Consider the following 20,358-nt stretch of genomic DNA (forward strand, 5'->3'; position numbering starts at 1 on the left):
CGCCAGTGGTGCGTTAGAAGCTATCGCCAGGCACGCGAACCCAGCCCTCCATCAGCACGCGAGCACTGCGGCTCATGATTGCCTTGGTCACTGTCCATTCACCATTCACCTGGCGCGCCTCGGCCCCCACCCGCAGGGTGCCCGAGGGGTGGCCGAAACGCACGGCGCTGCGCTCGCCTCCGCCTGCGGCGAGGTTGACCAGCGTGCCCGGAATGGCCGCCGCGGTGCCGATGGCCACCGCGGCCGTTCCCATCATTGCATGGTGCAGCTTGCCCATCGACAAGGCCCGTACCAGCAGGTCGATATCACCCGCCTGCACCGCTTTGCCACTGGACGCAGTGTAGGTGCTCGGCGGCGCGACGAAAGCCACTTTCGGCGTGTGCTGACGCCCGGCAGCCTGGTCGACGTTGCCGATCAGGCCCATGCGCACGGCGCCATAGGCGCGAATCGTCTCGAAGCGCAGCAGCGCCTGCGGGTCGCCGTTGATGGCGTCCTGCAGTTCGGTGCCGGTGTAGCCGATATCCGCCGCATTGACGAAGATGGTCGGGATGCCGGCATTGATCAGGGTCGCCTTGAACGCACCGACACCTGGCACCTCGAGATCATCGACCAGGTTGCCGGTGGGGAACATCGCCCCGCCGTCGCCATCTTCGTCGGCCGCCGGGTCGAGGAACTCAAGCTGCACCTCGGCGGCCGGGAAGGTCACCCCGTCCAGCTCGAAGTCGCCGGTTTCCTGCACTTCACCTTCGGTGATCGGCACATGGGCGATGATGGTCTTGCCGATGTTGGCCTGCCAGATGCGCACGGTGGCGATGCCGTTGCGCGGAATGCGCGCGGGGTCGACCAGGCCGCTGCTGATGGCGAACGAACCGACCGCGGCAGAGAGGTTGCCGCAATTGCCGCTCCAGTCGACAAAGGCCTTGTCGATGCTGACCTGGCCGAACAGGTAGTCGACATCGTGTTCAGGCTTGATGCTTTGCGACAGGATCACGGTCTTGCTGGTGCTCGAAGTGGCGCCGCCCATGCCGTCGATCTGCTTGCCGTAGGGGTCGGGGCTGCCGATCACCCGCAGCAGCAGTGCGTCGCGGGCCGGGCCGGGGATCTGCGCTTGCTCGGGCAGGTCTTGCAGGCGGAAGAACACGCCTTTGCTGGTGCCGCCACGGATGTAGGTGGCGGGGATTTTTACTTGCGGTACGTGAGCCATGGATGTGCTGTCCTGTCTGAGATGCATATGGCCTCTGGGGCTGCTTTGCAGCCCATCGCGACACAAGGCCGCTCCTACAGGGATCTGGTAACGCTTGTAGGAGCGGCCTTGTGTCGCGATGGGCCGCAAAGCGGCCCCCCTGCAATTAGGCGGTCGCTTCGAGGAAGTCCTGGGCGAAGCGCTGCAGCACCCCGCCAGCCTCGTAGATCGACACCTCCTCGGCGGTGTCCAGGCGGCAGGTCACCGGTACCTCCAGGCGCTCGCCGTTGGCGCGGGTAACCACCAGGGTCAGCGTCGCCCGCGGCGTACGCGCGCCCAGTACGTCATAGGTCTCGCTGCCATCCAGGCCGAGGGTCTTGCGGTCGGTGCCCGGCTTGAACTCCAGCGGCAGTACGCCCATGCCCACCAGGTTGGTACGGTGAATACGCTCGAAGCCTTCGGCGACGATCGCCTCGACACCGGCCAGGCGCACACCCTTGGCCGCCCAGTCACGGGACGAACCCTGGCCGTAGTCGGCACCGGCGACGATGATCAGCGGCTGCTTGCGATCCATGTAGGTCTCGATCGCCTCCCACATGCGGGTGACCTTGCCTTCCGGCTCGATACGCGCCAGCGAGCCCTGCTTCACGCTGCCGTCTTCCTTGCGCACCATTTCGTTGAACAGCTTGGGGTTGGCAAAGGTAGCGCGCTGGGCGGTCAGGTGGTCGCCACGGTGGGTAGCGTAGGAGTTGAAGTCCTCCTCCGGCAGGCCCATCTTCGCCAGGTACTCGCCGGCAGCGCTGTCGAGCATGATGGCGTTGGACGGCGACAGGTGGTCGGTGGTGATGTTGTCCGGCAGCACTGCCAGCGGGCGCATGCCGCGCAGGGTACGTTCACCGGCCAAGGCACCTTCCCAGTATGGCGGGCGGCGGATGTAGGTGCTCATCGGGCGCCAGTCGTACAGCGGCGCCACCTTCGGCCCACGGTCTTCCTCGATGGCGAACATCGGGATGTACACCTTGCGGAACTGCTCCGGCTTGACCGCGGCACGCACCACGGCGTCGATCTCTTCGTCGCTGGGCCAGATGTCCTTGAGGCGGATTTCCTTGCCATCGACCACGCCCAGCACATCCTTCTCGATGTCGAAGCGGATGGTACCGGCGATGGCGTAGGCCACCACCAGTGGCGGCGAAGCGAGGAAGGCCTGCTTGGCATACGGGTGGATCCGCCCGTCGAAGTTGCGGTTGCCCGACAGCACGGCGGTGGCGTACAGGTCACGGTCGATGATTTCTTGCTGGATCACCGGGTCCAGGGCGCCGGACATGCCGTTGCAGGTGGTGCAGGCGAAGGCGACGATGCCAAAACCGAGCTGTTCCAGCTCCTTCTCCAGCCCGGCCTCTTCCAGGTACAACTGCACGGCCTTGGAGCCAGGCGCCAGCGACGACTTGACCCACGGCTTGCGGGCCAGGCCCAGCTTGTTGGCATTGCGCGCCAGCAGGCCTGCGGCAATCACGTTGCGCGGGTTGCTGGTGTTGGTGCAGCTGGTGATGGCGGCAATGATCACCGCGCCATCTGGCATCTGCCCTGGCACTTCTTCCCAGCTGCCGGCGATGCCTTTGGCCGCCAGGTCGCTGGTGGCGACGCGGGCATGCGGGTTGGACGGGCCGGCCATGTTGCGCACCACGCTCGACAGGTCGAAGCTCAGGGTGCGCTCGTAGACGGCGCCGCCCAGGCTGTCGGCCCACAGGCCGGTGGCCTTGGCATAGGTTTCCACCAGCTTGACCTGCTGCTCTTCGCGGCCGGTCAGGCGCAGGTAGTCGATGGTCTGCTGGTCGATGGCGAACATCGCCGCAGTGGCGCCATATTCCGGGGCCATGTTGGAGATGGTGGCGCGGTCGCCCAGGGTCAGGGCACGGGCACCCTCGCCGTGGAACTCCAGGTAGGCGCCGACGACTTTCTGCTTGCGCAGGAATTCGGTCAGGGCCAGCACCAGGTCGGTGGCGGTGATGTTCGGCGCCAGCTTGCCGGTCAGCTCGACGCCGACGATTTCCGGCAGGCGCATCCACGAGGCACGGCCCAGCATCACGTTCTCGGCTTCCAGGCCACCCACGCCGATGGCGATCACGCCCAGGGCGTCGACATGCGGGGTGTGGCTGTCGGTGCCGACGCAGGTGTCCGGGTAGGCCACGCCACGGTCGTTGTGGATCACCGGCGACATCTTCTCCAGGTTGATCTGGTGCATGATGCCGTTGCCCGGCTGGATCACGTCGACGTTCTTGAACGCCTTCTTGGTCCAGTTGATGAAGTGGAAGCGGTCTTCGTTGCGGCGGTCTTCGATGGCGCGGTTCTTTTCGAAGGCCTGCGGGTCGAAACCGCCGCACTCGACGGCCAGCGAGTGGTCGACGATCAGTTGCACCGGCACCACAGGGTTGACCTGGGCCGGGTCGCCGCCTTTGTCGGCAATGGCGTCACGCAGGCCGGCGAGGTCGACCAGTGCGGTCTGGCCGAGAATGTCGTGGCACACCACGCGGGCCGGGAACCACGGGAAGTCGAGGTCGCGCTTGCGCTCGATCAGCTGGCCCAGCGAGGCGTCGAGGGTAGCCGGGTCGCAGCGGCGCACCAGGTTTTCGGCGAGTACGCGAGAGGTGTAAGGCAGGCCATCGTAGGCGCCGGGCTTGATGGCCTCGACCGCCGCGCGGGCATCGAAGTAGTCCAGGTCGGTGCCTGGCAGGTGCTTGCGGAATGCAGTGTTCATATCGTTATCAGGCTCGGTCACGGTACGGTCGTGGATAGCTTTCTGGTTGCAGCCCTGTGTCAGCTGTTCCGGCCTCATCGCCGGCAAGCCGGCTCCCACAGGGACTGCACCAGCCTCAGGAGCAGTGCAATACCTGTGGGAGCTGGCTTGCCGGCGATGAGGCCAGAACAGGCCACCCCCACAGGTACGGCCTGTCAGCGCTGTTCGATCGGCACGAACTGGCGCTGCTCGACGCCGACATACTCGGCGCTCGGGCGGATGATGCGGTTGTTGGCGCGCTGCTCGAAGACGTGCGCAGCCCAGCCGGTCAGGCGCGAGCAGACGAAGATCGGGGTGAACAGCTTGGTCGGGATGCCCATGAAGTGGTACGCCGAGGCATGGTAGAAGTCGGCGTTGGGGAACAGGCGCTTCTGCTCCCACATGGTCTTGTCGATGGCTTCGGAAACCGGGTACAGCACCTTGTCACCCACTTCGTCGGCGAGCTGTTTCGACCAGCCCTTGATCACCTCGTTGCGCGGGTCGGACTCTTTGTAGATGGCATGGCCAAAGCCCATGATCTTGTCCTTGCGCTCGAGCATGCGCAGCAGCTCGGCAGTTGCTTCCTGCGGGCTCTGGAAGCGCTCGATCAGCTCCATCGCCGCCTCGTTGGCACCGCCATGCAGCGGGCCGCGCAGCGAACCGATGGCAGCGGTTACGCAGGAGTACAGGTCGGAGAGGGTCGAGGCACAGACGCGGGCGGTGAAGGTCGAGGCGTTGAACTCGTGCTCGGCGTAGAGGATCAGCGACACGTTCATGACCTTGACGTGCAGCTCGCTCGGCTTCTTGCCGTGCAGCAGGTGCAGGAAGTGGCCACCGAGGGTGTCTTCGTCGCTGGTGCAGTCGATACGCACGCCGTTGTGGGTGAAGCGGTACCAGTAGCACATCACCGCCGGGAACAACGCCAGCAGGCGGTCGGTCTTGTCACGCTGGGCCTCGAAGGTCAGCTCGGGCTCCAGGGTACCCAGCACCGAGCAACCTGTGCGCATCACGTCCATCGGGTGGGCGTCACGCGGGATGCGCTCGAGCACTTCCTTCAGGGCTTGCGGCAGGTCCCGCAGGCCCTTTAGCTTGCGCTTGTAGTCGGCCAGTTCGGCTTTGCTCGGCAGCTCGCCGTACAGCAGCAGGTAGGCGACTTCTTCGAACTCGGCACCCGCGGCCAGGTCACGCACGTCGTAACCACGGTAGGTCAGCCCGGCACCGGCCTGGCCCACGGTCGACAGCGCGGTCTGGCCGGCCACCTGGCCGCGCAGGCCTGCGCCACTGAGTACTTTTGCTTCGGCCATGGTGTTTCTCCTTTCTTGAACTTGTTATGGAAATCTAGCTGGCTAATCAGTTTTGCCTGTGCCGGCCTCTTCGCGGGCACGCCCGCTCCTACAGGGACTGCGTGGCACTCCAGGCCTGTGGGGTCCCTGTGGGAGCGGGCGCGCCCGCGAAGAGGCCAGCCGCTCCAATAAAAGCCTTCAGCCCTTCTTCTGGGCAAACAGCGCATCGAGGCTCTGCTCGAAGGCGTGGTAACCAATGGCATCGTAGAGCTCCATGCGGGTCTGCATGGTGTCGATCACGTTCTTCTGCGTGCCGTCGCGGCGCAGCGCGGTGTACACGTTTTCGGCCGCCTTGTTCATGGCGCGGAACGCCGACAGCGGGTACAGCACCAGCGACACGTCGACCGAGGCCAGCTCTTCAGTGGTGTACAGCGGCGTGGCGCCGAATTCGGTGATGTTGGCCAGGATCGGAGCCTTCACCCGGTCGGCGAAGGTCTTGTACATCTGCAGTTCGGTGATGGCTTCCGGGAAGATCATGTCGGCACCGGCCTCGACGCAGGCGGCGGCGCGGTCCAGAGCGGCGTTAAGGCCCTCGACGGCCAGGGCATCGGTACGCGCCATGATCACGAAGCTGTCATCGGTACGGGCATCGACTGCGGCCTTGATGCGGTCGACCATTTCCTGCTGGCTGACGATTTCCTTGTTCGGGCGGTGGCCGCAGCGCTTGGCGCCGACCTGGTCCTCGATATGGATGGCGGCAGCGCCGAACTTGCTCATCGAGCGCACGGTACGGGCAACGTTGAAGGCAGAGGCGCCGAAACCGGTGTCGACATCCACCAGCAGCGGCAGGTCGCACACGTCGGTGATGCGGCGCACGTCGGTGAGTACATCGTCCAGGCCGCTGATGCCCAGGTCCGGCAGGCCCAGCGAACCGGCGGCGACGCCACCACCGGACAGGTAGATGGCCTTGAAGCCGGCGCGCTTGGCCAGCAGGGCATGGTTGGCGTTGATGGCGCCAACCACCTGCAGCGGATGTTCAGCGGCAACGGCGTCGCGGAAACGCTGACCGGGGGTGCTCTTCACAGTCATTTCTCACCTCGTGGGCTGTTGTTGTGGGCGTCCAGGTAATGACGCTCGATATTGCGCTTGGACGCGCCGATGTGGCGGCGCATCAGGAGTTCGGCCAGCTCGCCGTCACGGTCGGCGATGGCATCGAGAATGCGGTGGTGTTCGGCAAAGGCCTGGCGTGGCCGGTTGGGCGTGGCGGAAAACTGGATGCGGTACATGCGCACCAGCTGGTACAGCTCGCCGCAGAGCATCTTGACCAGGGTCTGGTTACCGCTGCCCTGGATGATCCGGTAATGGAAGTCGTAGTCGCCTTCCTGCTGGTAATAGCCCAGTCCGGCCTGGAACGCGGCATCGCGCTCGTGGGTGTCGAGCACCCGGCGCAGTTCGTCGATGTCGGCCTGGCTCATGCGTTCGGCGGCAAGGCGGCAGGCCATGCCTTCCAGCGATTCGCGAATTTCGTACAGCTCGATCAGTTCGGCGTGGTTGAGCGACACCACCCGCGCCCCCACATGCGGCACGCGCACCAGCAGGCGCTGGCCTTCGAGGCGGTGGATGGCCTCGCGTAGCGGCCCGCGGCTGATGCCGTAGGTACGCGCCAGCTCCGGCTCGGAAATCTTGCTGCCGGGGGCGATATCGCCCTTGACGATGGCCGCCTGGATGCGCCGGAAGACGTTTTCGGACAAGGTTTCCGTTTCGTCTGCCAGCACCGGGCTGGGGGTGGATAGGTCCTGCATATTGTCGACACCTTGCAAATCTCTTTGCCAGAAATTAGCTAATTCGACCGCGGCAGTCAAAGACAAAATGAATATTGTCGACAATCGTCTAAGAACGAACTAATGCCAGCGCGGTGCTGTCAGATCGCGCACCGCTGGCGTCAAGGCGCCGGCGTGATAGAATGCCGCGCCTCCGATGGAGTATGGATAGCCTGTCTGTCATCCATTCATGCTGTTGACAGATGAACGAGGAAGCTTGCGCAGTCGCTGCCAGTCGCCTTGCCCTGAACACGGCTCTGAACATGGCTTTGAAAACAGCCCCGAACCTTGCACTGCACCGCGCCAGGAATATGAGACTTACACCCGCATTATTGCTGCTCTGCCTCACCCTGCTGCCGGCCCTTGGCCAGGCCGCAGGCAAGACCGTGTACGGTCTCAACGAATATGCACGCCTGGGCGACCTGGACCTGGAAGTGGCCGCCAAGCTCGACACCGGCGCCAAGACCGCGTCGCTCAGCGCCCGCGACATCAAGCGTTTCAAGCGCAACGGCGAAAGCTGGGTGCGCTTCTACCTGGCCATCGACGCCGCCCATTCGCACCCCATCGAACGCCCGCTGGCACGCGTAAGCAAGATCAAGCGCCGGGCCGGCGACTATGATGCTGAATCGGGCAAGGCCTACACCGCGCGCCCGGTCATCGAACTTGAAATCTGCATGGGCCAGGCCATGCGCACCATCGAAGTCAACCTCACCGACCGCAGCGCCTTCCAGTTCCCGCTGCTGATCGGCTCCGAGGCGCTCAAGCACTTCGACGCGCTGGTCGACCCAAGCCTTAAATACGCGGCCGGCAAACCTGCCTGTGCCACCGACGCTCCCAAAGCAGAGTAATCCCGATGCGCTCTCTTACCCTCCATCTGAAAGTCCTGATCACCGTGCTGGTGCTGTTGGGCGTGGCGGTCACGGCTTATCAGATCTTCGTACTCGGCATCCCGGTAACCGAGGATGAAACCGACGACCTGTGGAACATCGACGCCAAGGTCGAGTTCGTGGCCAGCACCAAGGACCCGGTCAAGGTGCAGATGTTCGTGCCACCGCTGAACCGCGACTACGTCAGCCTCAACGAGAGCTTCATCTCCAACAACTACGGGGTGAGCGTCAACCGTGCCGACGGCAACCGCAAGGTCACCTGGTCGGCCCGCCGCGCCAGCGGCAACCAGACCCTCTACTACCGCCTGGTGCTGACCAAGCGCTACAGCAACGAGAAAACCACGGTCAAAGGCCCGACCTTCCGTGACAGCCTGGCAGTGGAAGGCCCCGAGAAGATCGCCGCCGAGGCCCTGATGGCGCCGATCCGCCAGCACTCGGCCGACGTCGAGACCTTCGTCAGCGAGACCATCAAGCGGGTCAACAACCTGAACGACGACAACGTCAAGCTGCTGCTGGCCGGCGACACCACGGCCATGAAGAAGGCCCAGGTCATCGACCTGCTGCTGTCGATCGCCCACGTACCGATGGAGAAGGTGCACACCATCCGCCTGGTGGCCGACACCCCGCAAACCCCGGAACTGTGGCTGCGCAGCTTCAACGGCACCGACTGGCTGTACTTCAACCCGGACACCGGCGAGCAGGGCCTGCCCAGCGATCGCCTGCTGTGGTGGACCGGTGACGACAACCTGATCACCGTCGATGGCGGCAAGAAGGCCAACGTTACCTTCAGCATGAACAACAGCGAGATGAACGCCATCCGCCTGGCCAAGCTGACCGACGAGAACACCGACGCCGACTTCCTCGAATATTCGCTGTACGGCCTGCCGCTGCAGACCCAGCAAACCTTCATGATCATGGTGATGATCCCGATCGGCGTGCTGGTGATCCTGGTGCTGCGCAACCTGGTCGGCCTGCAGACCCTGGGTACCTTCACCCCGGTACTGATCGCCCTGGCCTTCCGCGAGACCCAGCTTGGCTTCGGTATCGTGCTGTTCACGGTAATCACCGCCCTGGGCCTGTCGCTGCGCTCGTACCTGGAACACCTGAAGTTGCAGATGCTGCCACGCCTGTCGGTGGTACTGACCTTCGTCGTGGTACTGATTGCCGCCATCAGCCTGTTCAGCCACAAGCTGGGCCTGGAGCGCGGGCTGTCGGTAGCGCTGTTCCCGATGGTGATCCTGACCATGACCATCGAGCGCCTGTCCATCACCTGGGAAGAGCGTGGCGGCGGTCATGCCATGAAAGTGGCCATCGGCACCCTGTTCGCCGCTTCCCTGGCGCACCTGTTGATGATGGTGCCGGAGCTGGTGTACTTCGTGTTCACCTTCCCGGCCGTGCTGCTGATCCTGGTGGGCTTCATGCTGGCGATGGGTCGCTACCGCGGCTACCGCCTGACCGAGCTCGTGCGCTTCAAGGCATTCCTGAAGAAGGCTGACGCCTGATGTTTGGCCTGATCAAGACGTGGAAAGCCCTGGAGGCCCGGGGCATCATGGGTATCAACCGGCGCAACGCGGACTACGTGTTGAAGTACAACAAGCGCCACCTGTACCCGATCGTCGACGACAAGATCATCACCAAGGAGCGCGCCCTGGCGGCCGGCATCCATGTGCCGGAAATGTACGGCATCATCGAGACCGAGAAAGAGATCGAGAAGCTCCACCAGATCATTGGTGGGCGCAGCGATTTCGTCATCAAGCCGGCGCAGGGCGCCGGTGGTGACGGCATCCTGGTGATCGCCGACCGCTTCGAGGACCGTTACCGCACGGTGTCGGGCAAGATCATCAGCCACGAGGAGATCGAGCACCAGATCTCGAGCATCCTCACCGGCCTGTACTCGCTGGGCGGGCACCGCGACCGTGCGCTGATCGAGTACCGGGTCACCCCCGACCAGATCTTCAAGAGCATCAGCTACGAAGGCGTGCCGGACATCCGCATCATCGTGCTGATGGGCTACCCGGTGATGGCCATGCTGCGCCTGCCGACCCGCCAGTCCGGCGGCAAGGCAAACCTGCACCAGGGCGCCATCGGCGTGGGTGTCGACCTGGCCACCGGCGTGACCCTGCGCGGCACCTGGCTGAACAACATCATCAGCAAGCACCCGGACACCACCAACGCGGTGGATGGCGTGCAACTGCCGAACTGGGACGGCTTCATGAAGCTGGCCGCCGGCTGCTACGAGCTGTGCGGCCTGGGCTACATCGGTGTCGACATGGTGCTGGACCAGGACAAGGGGCCGCTGATTCTCGAGCTCAACGCCCGCCCGGGCCTGAACATCCAGATCGCCAACGACTGCGGCCTGACCCAGCGCACCCACGCCATCGAGGCGCACCTGGAAGCGCTGGCCAAGGATGGCATCAGCGAAGATGCCGAACAGCGCGTGCGGGTATCGCAAGGCTTGTTCGGGCACGTGCACCCGCGCTGAAATCGCCGGGGCTGCTGCGCAGCCCATCGCGACACAAGGCCGCTCCTGCAGGATCACGCGATCTCCTGTAGGAGCGGCCTTGTGTCGCGACGGGGCCGCAAGGGCGAAACCCAGTGCTTGAATGTCGCCACAAAGCTAGGCGCATTTCCTGCACAGGTCTACAATCGCCCTCCTCGCTTTTACATCGCCGTCCACACTGATGCCGACCTGTACGCTCCACCCCCTGCCCTACCAGCCCGACCCTGCCGCCTATTTCGCCCGCCTGCGCCAGGCCCCCGGTGCGATCCTGCTGGACAGCGCCCGCCCCGGCGCCGAACGCGGGCGCTTCGACCTGCTCAGCGCCTGGCCGCTGCAACACCTGCAGGCGCAGCCCGACGAAGATGGCCGCACCTTCCTCCAGCGCCTGCGCGCCGGCCTGGCACGACTGGGCCATGCGCAGTTGCCCGCAGGCAGCGAGCTGCCGTTCGCTGGCGGCCTGATCGGCTACCTGAGCTATGACTTCGGCCGCCGCCTGGAACACCTGCCCCGCCTGGCCGTGGACGACCTTGGCCTGCCGGACGCGCAACTGGGGCTGTATGCCTGGGCACTGGTGACCGACCACCAGTGCGCGACCAGCCAACTGGTGTTCCACCCGAGCCTGCCCGGCAGCGAACGGGAACGCCTGATCGCCCTGTTCGAAGGTGTCGACAACGCGGAAAGCGGCAGCTTCCAGCTACTCGCGCCGATGGCCGGCGACCTGCAGCCCGAGCAGTACAAGGCCGCCTTTGACCAGGTGCAGCGCTACATCCAGGCCGGCGACTGCTACCAGATCAACCTTACCCAGCGCTTCCGCGCGCCCTGCCAGGGCGACCCTTGGCACGCTTACCAGGCCCTGCGCAAAGCCTGCCCCACCCCCTTCTCCGGCTACCAGCAACTGGCCGACGGTAGCGCCCTGCTGAGCTTTTCGCCCGAGCGCTTCATCCGCGTCAGCCAGCGCCAGGTGGAAACCCGGCCGATCAAGGGCACTCGCCCGCGCGCCAGCAACCCGGCAGAAGACATGCGCAATGCCGAGGAGCTGCTGCACAGCCCCAAGGATCGCTCGGAAAACCTGATGATCGTCGACCTGCTGCGCAACGACCTGGGGCGTACCTGCGAGATCGGCTCGGTGAAGGTGCCGGAGCTGTTCAGCCTGGAGAGCTACCCCAATGTGCACCACCTGGTCAGCAGCATCACCGGCCAGCTGGCCAGCGACAAGGACGCCCTGGACCTGATCGGCGACAGCTTCCCCGGCGGCTCGATCACCGGCGCGCCGAAGATCCGCGCCATGCAGATCATCGACGAACTGGAGCCGGCACGCCGGGCGCTGTACTGCGGCTCACTGCTCTACGTGGATGTGCGCGGCGAGATGGACAGCTCGATTGCCATTCGCAGCCTGCTGGTCAAGGGTGGACAGGTCAGCTGCTGGGGCGGCGGCGCGGTGGTGGCCGACTCCGAGTGGCAGGCCGAATATGAAGAGTCGATTGCCAAGGTGCGGGTATTGATGGAGACCCTGCAGGGCTTGTGATCGGCGGCGCCTGCTTCGCGGGCTCGCCCGCTCCCACAACTGGCAGATGTGCGCTGTACCTGTGGGAGCGGGCGAGCCCGCGAAGCAGGCGCCGCCGACTCCAAGCCCGCCTACCCCGCCATTTTTTGTTACCATCACCTCACTACGAGCGCACAGCGCCACAGCCACGATGGAAACCGCCTGATGAGCCAACCCTTCGACGTCGCCGCACTGGCCGCGACCTATGCCAACAAGTCCCCGCAGGACATCCTCAAGCTTGCCTTCGAGCACTTCGGTGATGACCTGTGGATCTCCTTCAGCGGCGCCGAGGATGTGGTGCTGGTGGACATGGCCTGGAAGCTGAACAAGCAGGTCAAGGTGTTCAGCCTCGACACCGGCCGCCTGCACCCGGAGACCTACCGGTTCATCGACCAGGTCCGCGAGCAGTACAACCTGCCGATCGAAATCCTCAGCCCCGACCGCGCCAAGCTCGACCCGTTCGTCAAGGAAAAGGGCCTGTTCAGCTTCTACAAGGACGGCCATGGCGAGTGCTGCGGCATCCGCAAGATCGAGCCGCTGCGTCGCAAGCTGGCCACCGTGAGCGCCTGGGCCACCGGCCAGCGCCGCGACCAGAGCCCGGGTACCCGCAGCCAGGTGGCGGCAGTGGAAATCGATAGCGCCTTCTCCACCCCCGAGCGCACCCTGTACAAGTTCAACCCACTGGCGCAGATGACCAGCGAGGAAGTGTGGGGTTATATCCGCATGCTGGAGCTGCCGTACAACAGCCTGCATGAGCGCGGCTTCATCAGCATTGGCTGCGAGCCCTGCACCCGCCCGGTGCTGCCAAACCAGCATGAGCGCGAAGGGCGTTGGTGGTGGGAAGAGTCGACGCAGAAGGAATGCGGGTTGCACGCGGGCAACCTGATCAGCAAGGCATAACACAGCTGGGGCCGCTTCGCGCCCCAATCGCCGGCAAGCCAGCTCCCACAGGAACATCACAAGCCTTCAGGCAACGGTAATCCTGTGGGAGCTGGCTTGCCGGCGATTGGGCCGCAAAGCGGCCCCGTACGATTCTAGATCAGTGCACCGGCAGCTCGACGCCTTCGAACAGGTCTTCCAGCTCTTGCTTGTTGTGGCACTGGATGGCCTTGGCCATCACTTCACGGGTCAGATGCGGGGCGAACTTCTCGATGAAGTCGCACATGAAGCCACGCAGGAAGGTGCCGCGGCGGAAGCCGATCTTGGTGATGCTGGCTTCGAACAGTTCGCTGGCATCCAAGGCCACCAGGTCGCTGTCGAGCTTGGTGTCCACCGCCATCTTGGCGACGATCCCCACGCCCAGCCCCAGCCGCACATAGGTCTTGATCACGTCGGCGTCAGCGGCGGTAAACACCACTTTCGGCGTAAGGCCGCGGTGGTTGAACGCTTCGTCCAGCTTCGAACGGCCGGTGAAACCGAACACGTAGGTAACGATCGGGTATTCGGCGACCGCTTCCAGGGTAAGCTTCGGCAGCTTGGTCAACGGATGACCCTGCGGCACCACCACGCAGCGGTTCCACTTGTAGCACGGCATCATGATCAGGTCGCCGAACAGCTCCAGCGCCTCGGTGGCGATGGCGAAGTCGACCGTACCGTCCGCGGCCATTTCGGCAATCTGCATGGGCGAACCCTGGTGCATGTGCAAGGACACTTCCGGGTACTGCTTGATGAAGTTGCTGATCACCGGCGGCAAGGCATAACGCGCCTGGGTGTGGGTGGTGGCGATGGACAGCGTGCCCTTCTTCTCGTTGGAGAATTCCTGGGCAATCTGCTTGATGCTTTCGACCTTGCGCAGGATTTCGCCAGCGGTATTGATGATGCGCTCACCGGCCGGGGTAACGCGGGTCAGGTGCTTGCCGCTGCGGGCAAAGACTTCAACACCCAGCTCATCCTCGAGCAGGCGGATCTGCTTGCTGATACCTGGCTGGGAGGTATACAGGCTCTGCGCCGTCGCGGAGACGTTGAGGTCATGGTGCGCCACTTCCCAGATGTAGCGCAGTTGTTGAAGCTTCATAGGTTCCCCTCGGTTCAGCGATGAGTCCGCGGCAGCAGGCAGCGACGATATATAACTATATTAGTGGTTCTGGAAATAAATCTAGAACTATTTTGTTACATACCCCCGGAAATGGCCTACGGCCATCTTCATGCTTTCCTACGCCCCAAATGCTGCGCCAGCGGCACCATGTACACCGGTACCGGCGACAGCTGCAGCAGCCGTACCGCCGTGCGCCCCAATGGCACATCCACGCCGGCGCCAGCACTGTGGCTACCGAAAATCAGCAGGTCGACGCTCAGCCGCTGTGCCTGGTCGAGGATCACCTGCGCCGGGTCGCCCTGGCGTACTCGCACCGCCTTGATCACCGCCAGGTCGGCCTCCTCGCCCAGTTCGTCGCGAAAGTTTTCCAGCACACGCTGCTCGATATTGGCCATCACCGTGTTCACCCCCTGGCTGTGCAGCTGGTCGAGCGTCTGTTCATCGAGGTAGCTTTGCAGAAGAGATTCAGCGAACTGGCCCATGGGCTCTACCGCGTGGATCACATACAACTCGGCGCCGAATGTGCGGGCCAGCGCCAGCGCGTGTTGCATGACAAAAGGGGCGTAGACACCGAGGTCGGTGGCGTACAGCATGGAGTGGATCATTCGACCTCCTCGACTGCCGCTGCGGCAGAGCAAGCTTCAGCTTAGCAGCGCGCCGGACGCACGCTTTGCCGTCCGGCGTGCTGCTGATGCGGGCTGGAGGGCCCTGGCGGGCCAGAGCCACCCTCAGCGGGGCTGTTCGCCCCGATCGATGAACGCCAGCGCCTGGTACAGCATCTCCATGCGCGGCAAGTGGCAGCCTGCCGCACGCGCCTGTGCCAACGGCTCGGCATAGATGGCCTGCAGCTCCAGCGGGCGCTTGTGGACATGGTCGTGGTACATGCTGGGCCAGTAGTCGGGCATGCGCTCGGTCACCTGGAACAGGTGCTCGGCATACCCCTCGGGCAACACATGGCCACACGCCGCCGCCCCCTGCACCACCTCGGCCATCAAGGCCTGGATCAGGGCGCGGCCATGACTGTCGGCCATCAGCGGCGTGGTGCTGGCGCCGAGCAGCACCGACAGGCCGTTGTAGGGCACGTTCCACACCAGCTTCTGCCAGCGTGCCTGGGCCAGGTCGGGCATGGCCTGCGAGTCGATGCCCGCAGCCCGGAACAGCTCCGCGCCTTCATTGACCAACTCGGCACCACCATCGTTGGCCGGCCCGCTGTGGTAGCCGAGGTTGACCGCGCCCAAGGCCTGGTGGCGGATCACGCCGGGTGCCTGGCGGTTCACGCAGATGAAACACAGGCCGCCGAGCAGGTGCATGTCGCTGCGCAAGGCCGGGCGCAACTGCTCCTCCACGCCCAGGCCGTTCTGCAGCAGCACCACCTTGGCGCCCGGTGCGGCCGCCTGCACGATCAGCGGCGCCAACTGGTCATTGCTGGTGGCCTTGGCCCCCACCAGCAGCCAGTCGCAGGGCGGCATGTCGGCGGCACTGGCATAGGCCTGCACCTTCATCTGCAAGTTGCCATGCACGGCACTGTCCAGGGTCAACCCCTGCTCGCGGACAACCTCGTACTCGCTGCGCAACAGGAAATGCACATCGAAGCCGGCCCGGACCAGCATCAACCCATAGAAGCCGCCGATGGCGCCACTGCCGATGATGCCGATACGTGGTGTGTGCGGATGCATGCCGATCTCCAGGTAAAAGTCAGCCCTCTTTTTACACAGGTTGCGCAGCGCTGGGCAGCCCATGCACGGCAAACACCTGCCATCTCGGAAAAACCCCACACGGACTGGGCCCAGCCCATTGTCGCGCCACCTGTAACGCGCTAAGGTTCGGCTCCCCGCTGCGATTATTCTTGCTGCTGGGCCGCACGGGGATAGTTGGCGGCCGGCACCCGTGACCTGACGAGTAACACGATGGCTGATTTACCGATCGATGACTTGAACGTTGCCTCCAACGAGACCCTGATCACCCCCGATCAGCTCAAGAAGGAAATCCCCCTCAGCGCCAAGGCCCTGCAGACCGTTACTGCTGGCCGTGAAGTGGTGCGCAATATTCTCGACGGCAAGGACCATCGCCTGTTCGTCGTGGTCGGCCCTTGCTCGATCCACGACATCAAGGCCGCCCACGAGTACGCCGAGCGCCTGAAAGTGCTGGCCGAGGAAGTGTCCGACACGCTGTACCTGGTCATGCGCGTGTACTTCGAAAAACCGCGCACCACCGTCGGCTGGAAAGGCCTGATCAACGACCCGTACCTGGATGACTCGTTCAAGATCCAGGATGGCCTGCACATCGGCCGCAAGCTGCTGCTGGACCTGGCCGAAATGGGCCTGCCGACCGCCACCGAAGCGCTCGACCCGATTTCCCCGCAGTACCTGCAGGACCTGATCAGCTGGTCGGCCATCGGCGCCCGCACCACCGAATCGCAGACCCACCGCGAGATGGCTTCGGGCCTGTCCTCGGCAGTCGGCTTCAAGAACGGCACCGACGGCGGCCTGACCGTTGCCATCAACGCCCTGCAGTCGGTGTCCAAGCCGCACCGCTTCCTCGGCATCAACCAGGAAGGCGGCGTGTCGATCGTCACCACCAAGGGCAACCCGTACGGCCACGTGGTACTGCGCGGCGGCAACGGCAAGCCGAACTACGACTCGGTCAGCGTCGCCCTCTGCGAGCAGGACCTGGCCAAGGCCAAGATCAAGGCCAACATCATGGTCGATTGCAGCCACGCCAACTCCAACAAGGACCCGGCCCTGCAACCGCTGGTGATGGAGAACGTCGCCAACCAGATCCTCGAAGGCAACCAGTCGATCATCGGCCTGATGGTCGAGAGCCACCTGAACTGGGGCTGCCAGTCGATTCCGAAGAACCTGGACGAGCTGCAATACGGCGTGTCGATCACCGATGCCTGCATCGACTGGTCGGCTACCGAGAAGACCCTGCGCAGCATGCGTACCAAGCTGAAGGATGTGCTGCCGCAGCGCAAGCGCGGCTGATGCGATAAAGAGCGGGGCCGCTTCGCGCCCCATCGCGACACAAGGCCGCTCCTACAGGGTTATGCGATTTCCTGTAGGAGCGGCCTTGTGTCGCGATGGGCTGCGAAGCGGCCCCGCTTTTTTTACAGAATCAGACCTTGCTCGAATGCCGCTGCTGGCGCTCCATGTAGCGCTCCACGTACGAGCAGGACGGAATCACCGTGTAGCCCATCTGTTCAGCGTACTCCAGGGCCCGTTCGGTCAGGGCGGCAGCAATCCCGCGGCCACGCAGGGCGTTGGGTACGAAGGTGCGATAGATGTCCAGCGTCTGCTTGCCCAGGTCCATGTACGTCAGATAGGCACGATGACCGTCCACGTTGGTCTCGAACTGATGACCGGCCTGGTCATGGTGGATGGTCAGCGCTTCGCTCATCACTACTCCTCGCAGGTCTTCTCGGCAGACCCATACCTTAACCGATGGTGGTTTATCCGGCACAGAATCCTCTACGCCACCTGTTGCCCCCTTCGACCACTGGACGATTGCAATCGTTCGGATCCTCTGGCACTCACAAGATAGTAGGCGCCGCAGGCGGGATTGCTCAAGGTGGTGGCGGTTAAAAATGGCGAAAATGCAGCCAGATGCCATTCTTGGCAACGCGCCAGGCAGCCACCGGATGTACTAGGGCTTAAGACGCCGAAGGACAGTTAAAGTCACCCTTAGTTCAACAAAAAAGTTCCTGTACTACAGTCGCTTGCGAACCCTGTACGTTTTTTTCACAGGCGTGTCGCAAATCTTGTCGGAAAGGCGTCAAGCAACATTTTTTTTGCAGTTCTTGCGCTTAGTCAGTTTACTTACTACAAGTAATGGGTACTATGTACGCCGGCCAGTTTCTCTTTTCCGAGAGATGGCTATTTAATAGAAAGTCCTTGAAGGGGAACACGATGAACAACGTTCTGAAATTCTCTGCTCTGGCTCTGGCCGCAGTTCTGGCTACCGGTTGCAGCAGCGTATCCAAAGAAACCGAAGCTCGTCTGACTGCGACTGAAGACGCAGCAGCTCGCGCTCAAGCTCGTGCAGACGAAGCCTACCGTAAGGCTGACGACGCACTGGCAGCCGCTCAGAAGGCTCAGCAGACCGCTGACGAAGCCAACGAGCGCGCTCTGCGTATGCTGGACAAAGCCAGCCGCAAGTAATAATCCTCACGGATTGTTATGGAGCCGACCCACTTGTGGGTCGGCTTTTTTATTGCCTGCGCACAAGGCAAACGCGCCACGCAGAAACGAAAAGGCCTGCACTAAGGCAGGCCCGGGTGTGTCGCAATTACCTTACTGCAGTTCGGGCGGAATGCTCGAAACCATCGGTGCGCCACCCTGGTTTTCGGTCGGCACGGCAATTTCCACCGGCATGCCATCTTCCGCGGCCACCACGTCACGCACCATGTCCCAGTTCATGCGCAGGTTATTGGCCAGGTCTTCACGCTTGAGCAAGGCGTTGATAACAGCAGTGTGTTTATCGACCACCGACGGATTACCCTGGTCGTCCAGCGGCGTGTGCGCCTCCAGATAGACCTTGCCGCCACTGATACCAAACTTGTAGGGCTCGTTGATGATGCGCACCGGCGTACCCACCGGCACCATCTTCGACAGTTCCAGCACGTTGTTGTTGAGCATGCGGAAGCAACCGTGGCTGGTACGCATGCCAATGCCGAACTTCTTGTTCGAACCATGGATCAGGTAGCCCGGCACGCCGAGGGTGAACTTGAACGGCCCCAGCGGGTTGTCCGGGCCAGCCGGCACCACGCTCGGCAGGATGTCGCCGTCAGCCGCGTGTTCGGCACGGATCGACGCTGGCGGAGTCCAGGTCGGGTTCGGCGTCTTGGCGGTGATCTTGGTATTGGCGATCGGCGAGCCCCAGCCTTCACGGCCAATGCCCAGCGGGAAGGTATGCACCACGCTCTGCCCTTTCGGGAAGTAGTACAGGCGGTACTCGGCCAGGTTGATGACGATGCCCTCACGCGGGCCCGGCGGCAGGATGTAGCGGGTCGGCAGGATGATCTCGGTGCCGGCACCTGGCAGCCATGGGTCCACGCCCGGGTTGGCGGCGATCATTTCCAGGTAGCCGAGGTCGTTGGCAGTGCCGATATCGGCGAACGTGTCCTCGTACTTTGCCTTGATCACATGCACCTGGCCGATGATGTCTTCACCGGGTGGTGGCAGTGGCAGCTCCAGCGCAGCAGCGGGGCCTGCTACCAGCAGGGCGGCCAGGGACAGGCTACGGGTGACGGCAGGAAAGCGCGGCAACATCCGGTAAATCCTTCGAAAGGTGGGTCAAGAGAATCGATTGTACACCTGCACCGATGCAAGCGGGAGGCATTGGCGCCATGCAAGCGTTCCAGATGATGAAAGGTGCGGTGTTCAGGCGCCCTGCAGCTCCGGCCACACCGGGCGCATGCCGCGCCGCTGGGCATCGAGGATGGCGCGGCACAGGTCGCACAGGCGGCCGTCGCGGTAGATCGAGCGCGCCACTCCCGACCAGCGCGGTTGCGCCGGCAGCAGGCCACCGCACAGAGTGCGGTCGGCCGGTACGCCCAGCTCGAGCTGGCGGGCCACGAGGTGGACGCGGATTTCCTGGCAGGCGAACAGGTCGAGCTGCTCATCAGGCTCGATCAGTTGGTAGGCATACAGGGACCAGGCAGGGCGCGGCATCGGTGGCACTCGAAACGGGGGGCGCAACATTAGCCGAAAGCCGGCGCCGTTTAAAGCGTCACAGCAAGGGTTTTATCGCCGGCCAGGCATTTTCCAGCAGGCGCTGCTGGGCAGCCTGGGCCGGGTGAATGCCATCCGCCTGCATCAACTCAGGCACGCCCCCTACCCCCTCGAGGAAAAACGGCACCAGCGGCACCTGTTTTTCTGCCGCCAGCTGTTCATACGCCTGGGCGAAGGCGGTGGTGTAGCGCACGCCATAATTGGGTGGCAGGCGCATGCCAAGCAGCACCACCTTGGCACCGGCCTTGCGCGAACTTTCAATCATCGAGGCAAGATTTTGTTGCAATTGCGCTGGCGACTGCCCGCGCAAGCCATCGTTGCCACCCAGCTCCAGCACCACCAGGCTCGGCTTGTGCGCTGCAAGCAGCGCCGGCAGCCGCGCCTGGCCACCTGCACTGGTGTCGCCGCTGATCGATGCATTGACCACTTTGTCGTCGAAACCTTCGTCCCGCAGGCGGGTCTGCAACAGGGAGACCCAGCCCTGGCGGGTATCCAGGCCAAAACCGGCGCTGATACTATCGCCGACAACCAGCAGTGTTCCCGCCGCCGCGCTCTGGGCCAGGCAATACAGGGCCAGACCGGCACTCAACCACCACACTCGCATC

The 20,358-nt window shown here is 63.7% G+C and carries 19 protein-coding genes; 7 read left to right on the forward strand and 12 right to left on the reverse strand.

The genetic code is table 11. The features are described from left to right. Window positions 1–13 precede the first annotated feature (13 nt). The 5 genes from prpF to CAG22_RS15520 all read right to left on the reverse strand — a co-directional run bounded on the left by prpF (window position 14) and on the right by CAG22_RS15520 (window position 7,041). Window positions 14–1,204: a 2-methylaconitate cis-trans isomerase PrpF gene (gene prpF, locus CAG22_RS15500; protein ID WP_085705728.1), complete on the reverse strand. Its 1,191-nt coding sequence runs from the start codon at window positions 1,202–1,204 to the stop codon at window positions 14–16. A 145-nt stretch (window positions 1,205–1,349) separates the two neighbouring features. Further along, the gene (acnD, locus tag CAG22_RS15505; protein WP_025338440.1) at window positions 1,350–3,938 is read right to left on the reverse strand and encodes a Fe/S-dependent 2-methylisocitrate dehydratase AcnD; all 2,589 of its coding nucleotides are present in this window, start codon (window positions 3,936–3,938) and stop codon (window positions 1,350–1,352) included. Window positions 3,939–4,132: 194 nt separating this feature from the next. Beyond that, entirely contained in the window at window positions 4,133–5,260 is a 1,128-nt protein-coding gene (prpC, locus tag CAG22_RS15510) for a 2-methylcitrate synthase (RefSeq protein WP_085705729.1), read from the reverse strand. A gap of 177 nt (window positions 5,261–5,437) precedes the next feature. After that, the gene (prpB, locus tag CAG22_RS15515) at window positions 5,438–6,328 is read right to left on the reverse strand and encodes a methylisocitrate lyase (RefSeq protein ID WP_003259689.1); all 891 of its coding nucleotides are present in this window, start codon (window positions 6,326–6,328) and stop codon (window positions 5,438–5,440) included. Further along, a complete protein-coding gene (locus CAG22_RS15520; protein WP_025338439.1) occupies window positions 6,325–7,041 on the reverse strand; it encodes a GntR family transcriptional regulator in 717 nt (238 codons plus the stop codon). The genes prpB and CAG22_RS15520 overlap by 4 nt, the downstream gene beginning before the upstream one ends. A 329-nt stretch (window positions 7,042–7,370) precedes the next feature. Here CAG22_RS15520 and CAG22_RS15525 point away from each other — a divergent pair, with 329 nt between their 5' ends. The 5 genes from CAG22_RS15525 (at window position 7,371) to CAG22_RS15545 (ending at window position 12,889) form a co-directional block, all read left to right on the forward strand. Beyond that, window positions 7,371–7,907 (forward strand): ATP-dependent zinc protease, encoded by a 537-nt coding sequence (locus tag CAG22_RS15525; RefSeq protein WP_025338438.1) that lies wholly within the window; start codon window positions 7,371–7,373, stop codon window positions 7,905–7,907. 5 nt (window positions 7,908–7,912) lie between these two features. After that, window positions 7,913–9,448: an inactive transglutaminase family protein gene (locus CAG22_RS15530; protein ID WP_025338437.1), complete on the forward strand. Its 1,536-nt coding sequence runs from the start codon at window positions 7,913–7,915 to the stop codon at window positions 9,446–9,448. Next, window positions 9,448–10,428: an alpha-L-glutamate ligase-like protein gene (locus CAG22_RS15535; RefSeq protein ID WP_025338436.1), complete on the forward strand. Its 981-nt coding sequence runs from the start codon at window positions 9,448–9,450 to the stop codon at window positions 10,426–10,428. The genes CAG22_RS15530 and CAG22_RS15535 overlap by 1 nt, the downstream gene beginning before the upstream one ends. 199 nt (window positions 10,429–10,627) lie before the next feature. Further along, complete coding sequence (gene pabB, locus CAG22_RS15540) at window positions 10,628–11,971, forward strand: aminodeoxychorismate synthase component I (RefSeq protein WP_085592911.1); 1,344 nt, start codon at window positions 10,628–10,630, stop codon at window positions 11,969–11,971. 183 nt (window positions 11,972–12,154) lie between these two features. Then, complete coding sequence (locus tag CAG22_RS15545; RefSeq protein ID WP_015269712.1) at window positions 12,155–12,889, forward strand: phosphoadenylyl-sulfate reductase; 735 nt, start codon at window positions 12,155–12,157, stop codon at window positions 12,887–12,889. A 139-nt stretch (window positions 12,890–13,028) separates the two neighbouring features. On the opposite strand, the gene cysB is transcribed toward CAG22_RS15545, so the two are convergent. The 3 genes from cysB to CAG22_RS15560 all read right to left on the reverse strand — a co-directional run bounded on the left by cysB (window position 13,029) and on the right by CAG22_RS15560 (window position 15,700). Then, a complete protein-coding gene (cysB, locus tag CAG22_RS15550; protein WP_013971904.1) occupies window positions 13,029–14,003 on the reverse strand; it encodes an HTH-type transcriptional regulator CysB in 975 nt (324 codons plus the stop codon). Window positions 14,004–14,131: 128 nt separating this feature from the next. Then, window positions 14,132–14,629, reverse strand: coding sequence for a universal stress protein (locus CAG22_RS15555; protein ID WP_015269711.1), 498 nt, complete (start codon window positions 14,627–14,629; stop codon window positions 14,132–14,134). Window positions 14,630–14,752: 123 nt separating this feature from the next. Further along, entirely contained in the window at window positions 14,753–15,700 is a 948-nt protein-coding gene (locus CAG22_RS15560; RefSeq protein ID WP_085705754.1) for a putative 2-dehydropantoate 2-reductase, read from the reverse strand. 231 nt (window positions 15,701–15,931) lie between these two features. Between CAG22_RS15560 and CAG22_RS15565 the strand changes: the two genes are divergently transcribed. Continuing rightward, entirely contained in the window at window positions 15,932–17,008 is a 1,077-nt protein-coding gene (locus CAG22_RS15565) for a 3-deoxy-7-phosphoheptulonate synthase (protein ID WP_025338433.1), read from the forward strand. Window positions 17,009–17,138: 130 nt separating this feature from the next. Here CAG22_RS15565 and CAG22_RS15570 read toward each other — a convergent pair whose 3' ends face one another. Beyond that, window positions 17,139–17,420 carry a GNAT family N-acetyltransferase gene (locus tag CAG22_RS15570; RefSeq protein ID WP_025338432.1) on the reverse strand — a complete coding sequence of 94 codons (282 nt, stop codon included), beginning with the start codon at window positions 17,418–17,420 and terminating at the stop codon, window positions 17,139–17,141. Window positions 17,421–17,929: 509 nt separating this feature from the next. Here CAG22_RS15570 and oprI point away from each other — a divergent pair. Beyond that, the gene (gene oprI, locus CAG22_RS15575; protein ID WP_003259780.1) at window positions 17,930–18,181 is read left to right on the forward strand and encodes an outer membrane lipoprotei OprI; all 252 of its coding nucleotides are present in this window, start codon (window positions 17,930–17,932) and stop codon (window positions 18,179–18,181) included. A 132-nt stretch (window positions 18,182–18,313) separates the two neighbouring features. On the opposite strand, the gene CAG22_RS15580 is transcribed toward oprI, so the two are convergent. The 3 genes from CAG22_RS15580 to CAG22_RS15590 form a co-directional block, all read right to left on the reverse strand. Next, window positions 18,314–19,291, reverse strand: a complete 978-nt coding sequence (locus CAG22_RS15580) for a L,D-transpeptidase family protein (RefSeq protein ID WP_085705730.1) — start codon at window positions 19,289–19,291, stop codon at window positions 18,314–18,316. A gap of 111 nt (window positions 19,292–19,402) precedes the next feature. Continuing rightward, on the reverse strand, window positions 19,403–19,693 hold the full coding sequence (locus CAG22_RS15585; RefSeq protein WP_025338431.1) for a hypothetical protein: 291 nt from the start codon (window positions 19,691–19,693) through the stop codon (window positions 19,403–19,405). Between the two features lie 58 nt (window positions 19,694–19,751). After that, window positions 19,752–20,357, reverse strand: a complete 606-nt coding sequence (locus CAG22_RS15590; RefSeq protein ID WP_075044541.1) for an arylesterase — start codon at window positions 20,355–20,357, stop codon at window positions 19,752–19,754. Window position 20,358 lies beyond the last annotated feature (1 nt).

Origin of the sequence: Pseudomonas sp. B8(2017) (genome assembly GCF_002113575.1) — a bacterium.
GTDB classification, from domain to species: Bacteria; Pseudomonadota; Gammaproteobacteria; order Pseudomonadales; family Pseudomonadaceae; genus Aquipseudomonas; species Aquipseudomonas putida_Z.

Excerpts from the sequence above, each read along its gene's own strand:
- prpF (WP_085705728.1), bottom strand. The coding sequence starts at position 1,204 with ATGGCTCACGTACCGCAAGTAAAAATCCCCGCCACCTACATCCGTGGC.
- acnD (WP_025338440.1), bottom strand. The coding sequence starts at position 3,938 with ATGAACACTGCATTCCGCAAGCACCTGCCAGGCACCGACCTGGACTAC.
- prpC (WP_085705729.1), bottom strand. The coding sequence starts at position 5,260 with ATGGCCGAAGCAAAAGTACTCAGTGGCGCAGGCCTGCGCGGCCAGGTG.
- prpB (WP_003259689.1), bottom strand. The coding sequence starts at position 6,328 with ATGACTGTGAAGAGCACCCCCGGTCAGCGTTTCCGCGACGCCGTTGCC.
- CAG22_RS15520 (WP_025338439.1), bottom strand. The coding sequence starts at position 7,041 with ATGCAGGACCTATCCACCCCCAGCCCGGTGCTGGCAGACGAAACGGAA.
- CAG22_RS15525 (WP_025338438.1), top strand. The coding sequence starts at position 7,371 with ATGAGACTTACACCCGCATTATTGCTGCTCTGCCTCACCCTGCTGCCG.
- CAG22_RS15530 (WP_025338437.1), top strand. The coding sequence starts at position 7,913 with ATGCGCTCTCTTACCCTCCATCTGAAAGTCCTGATCACCGTGCTGGTG.
- CAG22_RS15535 (WP_025338436.1), top strand. The coding sequence starts at position 9,448 with ATGTTTGGCCTGATCAAGACGTGGAAAGCCCTGGAGGCCCGGGGCATC.
- pabB (WP_085592911.1), top strand. The coding sequence starts at position 10,628 with ATGCCGACCTGTACGCTCCACCCCCTGCCCTACCAGCCCGACCCTGCC.
- CAG22_RS15545 (WP_015269712.1), top strand. The coding sequence starts at position 12,155 with ATGAGCCAACCCTTCGACGTCGCCGCACTGGCCGCGACCTATGCCAAC.
- cysB (WP_013971904.1), bottom strand. The coding sequence starts at position 14,003 with ATGAAGCTTCAACAACTGCGCTACATCTGGGAAGTGGCGCACCATGAC.
- CAG22_RS15555 (WP_015269711.1), bottom strand. The coding sequence starts at position 14,629 with ATGATCCACTCCATGCTGTACGCCACCGACCTCGGTGTCTACGCCCCT.
- CAG22_RS15560 (WP_085705754.1), bottom strand. The coding sequence starts at position 15,700 with ATGCATCCGCACACACCACGTATCGGCATCATCGGCAGTGGCGCCATC.
- CAG22_RS15565 (WP_025338433.1), top strand. The coding sequence starts at position 15,932 with ATGGCTGATTTACCGATCGATGACTTGAACGTTGCCTCCAACGAGACC.
- CAG22_RS15570 (WP_025338432.1), bottom strand. The coding sequence starts at position 17,420 with ATGAGCGAAGCGCTGACCATCCACCATGACCAGGCCGGTCATCAGTTC.
- oprI (WP_003259780.1), top strand. The coding sequence starts at position 17,930 with ATGAACAACGTTCTGAAATTCTCTGCTCTGGCTCTGGCCGCAGTTCTG.
- CAG22_RS15580 (WP_085705730.1), bottom strand. The coding sequence starts at position 19,291 with ATGTTGCCGCGCTTTCCTGCCGTCACCCGTAGCCTGTCCCTGGCCGCC.
- CAG22_RS15585 (WP_025338431.1), bottom strand. The coding sequence starts at position 19,693 with ATGCCGCGCCCTGCCTGGTCCCTGTATGCCTACCAACTGATCGAGCCT.
- CAG22_RS15590 (WP_075044541.1), bottom strand. The coding sequence starts at position 20,357 with ATGCGAGTGTGGTGGTTGAGTGCCGGTCTGGCCCTGTATTGCCTGGCC.